This window comes from Frisingicoccus sp. (assembly GCA_016298055.1).
Taxonomy (GTDB): domain Bacteria; phylum Bacillota; class Clostridia; order Lachnospirales; family Lachnospiraceae; genus Frisingicoccus.
In genome coordinates this window covers 1-5,352 of record JAEDDO010000122.1, presented here as the reverse complement: position 1 = coordinate 5,352, position 5,352 = coordinate 1, and the positions used below count along the sequence as shown (strand labels likewise).

Sequence of the window (5,352 nt, the reverse complement as noted above, 5' to 3'; positions counted from 1 at the left end):
AAGAATAGAGAATAACAATCGTGATGACCAGAGGAGGGCAGGTACATACCTGTCCCTCTGGCTCTGCCTCTAGCTTCCAAGATCAAAATGTCAGACGCATCTGATACCAAATAACATTGCCATGGGTAGAATGGGAAACTCCCTCATTGACAAAACCAAATTTTCCATAATAATGCAACAGCGTTTCTTTGCAGGTTAGTACCAACCCCTTTCGCCCCTGGTTACGGGCTGTCTCAATTACATGGCGAAGAAGTTGCTCCGCGCAGCCCTGACGACGATAGGAGGGCATTGTATCTACACCAAAAATCATCTGCCATGCGCCATTTTCGTCATGCAATTCTGCATTGTCATACATCTCGTCCTGAAGATTTTCTTCATTGGTAACCATTCCGTTTACAAAACCTACCCTTTGTGTTCCATCCTGGAGAATCCAGAAATGATTCGGATAACATTTCAGACGTTGTGCAAAACTCTGCGCGGTTGCCGCTTCAGCAGCCGGAAAGCAGACACTCTCTATATAAGCAACAGCCTGCAGATCATCAATAGTTGCCGTTCGAATTTTCATAACTGTGATTCCTTCTTTCTCAGACTATCTAAAATGTTTAGCTTCCAGAATTTCAATGATGGTTTTTTCGGTGCCAACCATACCCGGCGACGCAATTCGCCCCATATTTTCCATGGTCTGCTCCGCTGCAGCTCCATTGATTCCATGCACACTGTCAATGTAAACACCACACATGGCCATATCGACAGCTCTCCATACGGCATCAACGGCTACCACACCTTTCATCGTACAGCCCTGATTGCCTCCGTCACAGATCATTCCTGTGATACTGCTGGCTAAATTATTGATGGCACAGTTCATCATGTCCGTGGTTCCATTCCGAAGCATTACCAGACCGCACGCCATTCCCGTACCGGCGGCTATAGCACAGCCGCAGAAAGCAGACAGTTTTCCGGAGTACTCTTTAATATACATACATATTAAATAGCTTAACGCTGTGGCACGCAGTAATGATTCCTCAGAATAGCCCTTTACTTTATATGCTGCATACAAAGGCATTGTAGCTATAATACCATGCGCACCGGAACCGGTAATACTCATCGCCGGCTCCGGCAGGCCAAGTACACGTGCTTCTATGGCAGCATTGCATAAAAGGGATGCTGTTGCCTGTTCATTGTCCGATATAATCTTTCCACCGTTAACGGACAATAGATAACGGGCATATGTTGTCTTCGGGCTATTCAGTCCGGCTTCACATAAGGCATAATTGGTGGTAAATGCCTGTCGAATAAACGAAATTTCTTCCACAGGAACAGTAAGTGCGTATTGATGTATCTGTTCTAATGTATACCTATGAATCAGAGGGGTATTTTCCTGTTCTTCAGTAACTTCGCTGTGTTTTTCCAATATAGTAATATCATTTACTTTGATCTTCACAATATTGGTATGTGCATCACGAATCGTTACACAGGCATATCCCTGATCTGTAATCACTGTCGCCTCAATAAAAATACGGCTTGTGATTTCACTCATCTCTACCTTGATTTTCCCTGCCGCAACCATTTCCCCGGCTAGTTTGGCCTGATTCGGTGTAATACCATCCAGACATTCCAGCCCCTTGTCCGGATCGGCACCCACAGCCCCCAAAGCTGCCGCATGATAATTTCCTACTTCACTACTGCCGGGAATGCCGCAGGTAAAGGCATTTTTAAACATTCCACTATTCAGCCTTAATATAATCTGATGTATTTCACCGGGTACATACTTTCTGGCCGTAGCCACAGCAAATGCAATCGCCCCCGGTTCCGTAACTCCCAACGCAGGGCGCATGTCATTATAAATCAATTCTGTCAACTCATGCATCCTTTATACTCCTTTCTTCAAAAAGCACCGGCACGGCATTTAGCCGCAGGGGGCACCTTTCCCCCAGCCACCTTGCTTTTTATATTTTCACATGATATCATTATCTTATAAACAGAAAGCTTAATCGTCAAGTCTTCAACACAAACCGGAGGTATTTATGGCAAAAACTGTAGGAATCGGAATACAGAATTTTGATAAGATAATAGAAAATCAATACTTTTACATTGATAAAACTTCTTTTATAAAAGAGTGGTGGGAAAGTGGAGATGATGTGACTCTGATCACCCGACCGCGTCGTTTTGGGAAGACTTTAAATATGAGTATGGTAGAAGAGTTTTTCTCAATCGATTACGCAAAACGTGGTGATTTATTTCAGGGACTTTCTATCTGGAAGGAAGAAAAGTTTCGCAAAATGCAGGGCACATATCCGGTGATCAGTCTGTCTTTTGCAAGAATTAAAGAGACAAATTATGATGATACAAGAGAAAGAATACTTCAGATTATAAGAAATCTATATATCAAATTTTCCTTTTTAAAAGACAGTGCCGTGCTCGAAAAAGCTGACAAAGCTTATTTTGATCGAATTCTCGGAGATAAGGTCAGCAATCCGGATCTGACAGCTGCAATTTACCAACTTTCCGGATACCTCTACCGTTATTATGGAAAAAAAGTCATCATCCTTCTGGATGAATACGATACACCGATGCAGGAAGCCTACGTGGACGGATTCTGGGATGAACTGGTAGGATTTACCAGAAGTATGTTTAATTCCACATTTAAGACAAATCCCTGGCTGGAACGGGCGATTATGACCGGAATTACGAGAGTGAGTAAAGAATCTATATTTTCTGATCTGAATAATTTAAAGGTTGTAACGACGACATCTGAAGAATACGCAGAATCTTTTGGTTTTACAGAAAAAGAAGTGTTTGATGCTCTGGATGAATATGGCTTATCTGAGAAAAAGCAGGAAGTGAAGTTATGGTATGATGGCTTTATTTTCGGAGAACATAAAGATATCTATAATCCATGGTCGATCTTAAATTATCTGGACACCGGTAAACTTGCAACCTATTGGGCAAATACAAGTTCCAACAGTCTCGCAAATAAACTTTTACAGGAAGGAAACCGGCGAATTAAAGAAAAATTTGAGATATTACTGAGAGGAGAATCTATACAATCACCAATTGACGAACAGATTGCATACAATCAGCTCAACGGAAGCGAAAGATCCATATGGAGTCTTTTTCTTGCAAGTGGGTATTTGAAAGTCCTGTTTTATGAAAGTTATCTTGATATTCCGACAGGAACACAACCCCAATATGAGCTTGCACTTACAAATTTTGAAGTCCGATTGATGTTCCAGAATATGATCAGCAACTGGTTTTCAGACGCACAAACCGATTACAATGATTTTGTACATGCCTTATTGATTGGTGACCTGAAAGCAATGAACGCATACATGAACAGGGTTGCGTTAAATACTTTCAGTTATTTCGATACAGGAAAGAGACCTTCCGGAGAGGAACCGGAACGTTTTTATCATGGATTTGTTCTCGGTCTCATTGTGGATCTGCAAAATCGATATATAATCACTTCCAACCGTGAAAGTGGATTTGGAAGATATGATGTTATGCTGGAACCAAGGAATCCTCAAAAAGATGATGCCATCCTACTGGAATTTAAAATTTATGATCCGGACAGCGAAAAAACAATGAAGGATACGGTACAGGAAGCACTGGCACAGATTGAAAGAAAGCAATATGCTGCACAACTGATAAACCGGGGAATTTCCAAAGAACATATCCGAAGCTATGGTTTTGCCTTTCAGGGTAAACATGTATTGATTGGATGACAAAAGGGAGCAAGAGGGACAGGTACATTGACTCTGTCGAGTCAATGTACCTGTCCCTCTTGCTCCTCTGGCTCTGCCTGTCACCCTTGAAAATAATGATTGAATTTGTTATTATAGGAATGCAATTTTGAAAAAACCGCTTATATAAAGGAGAATTAGAAAATATTATGGCATTGACACCAATGATGCAGCAATATATGGAAACAAAAGAGCAGTATAAGGATTGTATTTTACTTTACCGCCTCGGAGACTTTTATGAAATGTTTTTTGACGATGCTTTAATTGCATCTAAAGTACTGGAAATCACACTGACCGGCAAAGACTGTGGACAGCCGGAGCGGGCACCGATGTGCGGTATCCCTTATCATGCACTGGACGGTTATCTGACAAAGCTGATCGACCACGGCTATAAGGCCGCCATTTGTGAGCAGGTCGAGGACCCGAAAACCGCAAAGGGTATCGTAAAGCGTGAAGTTATCCGTATCGTGACACCGGGAACAAATCTGAGTATGCAGTCACTGGATGAAAGCAAGAACAATTATCTCATGTGCCTGTTTTATATGGATGAACAGTTCGGTATCAGTGTTGCCGATATTTCCACCGGCGATTATTATATGACGGAAGTGGACTCCGCAAAAAAAGTATTTGATGAAATCAACCGGTATATGCCGGCAGAAATCATTTATAATGATTATTTTTTAATGTCCGGACTGAATCTGGAGGAACTTGGGGAAAAGATGCAGTTCAGCGTATCCGCTCTGGACAGCTGGTATTCGGATGAAGCTCTCTGTGTGCAGAAGATCAAAGATCATTTTCATGTCCTGTCACTGGACGGCCTCGGTCTTTCGGATTATTCTGCAGGCACGATTGCTGCCGGCATGCTGCTTTTATATCTTTATGAAACGCAGAAAAACGCTCTCCCCCAGATGACCCGTATCATTCCTTACAAAACCGAACGTTACATGGTCCTTGATACAGCTACCCGAAGAAATCTGGAACTTCTGGAAACACTTCGGGAGAAGCAGAAGCGTGGATCCCTGCTCTGGGTACTTGACAAAACCAAAACCGCCATGGGCGCACGTTTCCTGCGTTCCTGTATTGAACAACCCTTTGTTCAGAAAGAATATATTGAACGGCGTCTGGAAAGTCTTGAAGAATTAAACGAGGATGTCATCACCCGGGATGAGATTCGTGAATATCTGAATGCAATTTATGATCTTGAACGTTTAATGAGTAAGATCAGTTATAAATCGGCAAATCCGAGAGACCTGATCGCTTTTAAAAATTCCCTCTCCATGATCCCTCCGATCAAATATCTTCTTCGGAACATGCATACACCGGACCTGAAAGAGATTTATGACAATCTGGATAATCTGGAAGACATTTCCGGTCTGATCGCCAACGCTATTGAAGATGAGCCGCCGATCTCCATTAAAGAGGGCGGTATTATAAAAACCGGATATCATGCAGATGTGGATAAATACCGCAACGCCAAAACCGAGGGCAAGCAGTGGCTGGCGGATATGGAACAAAAAGAGCGTGAAAATACAGGAATAAAAAACCTGAAAATCAAATTCAATAAAGTGTTCGGTTACTATCTTGAAGTCACCAATTCCTATAAAGATCTTGT

At 42.2% G+C, this 5,352-nt stretch carries 4 protein-coding genes; 2 read left to right on the top strand and 2 right to left on the bottom strand.

All coding sequences use genetic code 11. The annotated features are described in order from the left end of the window. Positions 1-82 precede the first annotated feature (82 nt). Together QZZ35_RS08770 and QZZ35_RS08765 are read right to left on the bottom strand one after the other, a co-directional pair. Positions 83-565, bottom strand: a complete 483-nt coding sequence (locus QZZ35_RS08770) for a GNAT family N-acetyltransferase (protein WP_291237059.1) — start codon at positions 563-565, stop codon at positions 83-85. Positions 566-589: 24 nt separating this feature from the next. Then, positions 590-1,867, bottom strand: a complete 1,278-nt coding sequence (locus QZZ35_RS08765; protein ID WP_291237058.1) for an L-cysteine desulfidase family protein — start codon at positions 1,865-1,867, stop codon at positions 590-592. Positions 1,868-2,024: 157 nt separating this feature from the next. On the opposite strand from QZZ35_RS08765, the gene QZZ35_RS08760 reads away from it, so the two are divergent. Together QZZ35_RS08760 and mutS are read left to right on the top strand one after the other, a co-directional pair. Then, positions 2,025-3,722: an AAA family ATPase gene (locus QZZ35_RS08760; protein WP_291237057.1), complete on the top strand. Its 1,698-nt coding sequence runs from the start codon at positions 2,025-2,027 to the stop codon at positions 3,720-3,722. Positions 3,723-3,889: 167 nt separating this feature from the next. After that, positions 3,890-5,352, top strand: a 1,463-nt coding sequence (mutS, locus tag QZZ35_RS08755) for a DNA mismatch repair protein MutS (protein WP_291237056.1), incomplete at its 3' end; no start/stop codon positions are given.

What these genes read in the sequence shown, in the direction of transcription:
- QZZ35_RS08770 (WP_291237059.1), bottom strand. Translation starts at nt 565, where the DNA reads ATGAAAATTCGAACGGCAACTATTGATGATCTGCAGGCTGTTGCTTAT.
- QZZ35_RS08765 (WP_291237058.1), bottom strand. Translation starts at nt 1,867, where the DNA reads ATGCATGAGTTGACAGAATTGATTTATAATGACATGCGCCCTGCGTTG.
- QZZ35_RS08760 (WP_291237057.1), top strand. Translation starts at nt 2,025, where the DNA reads ATGGCAAAAACTGTAGGAATCGGAATACAGAATTTTGATAAGATAATA.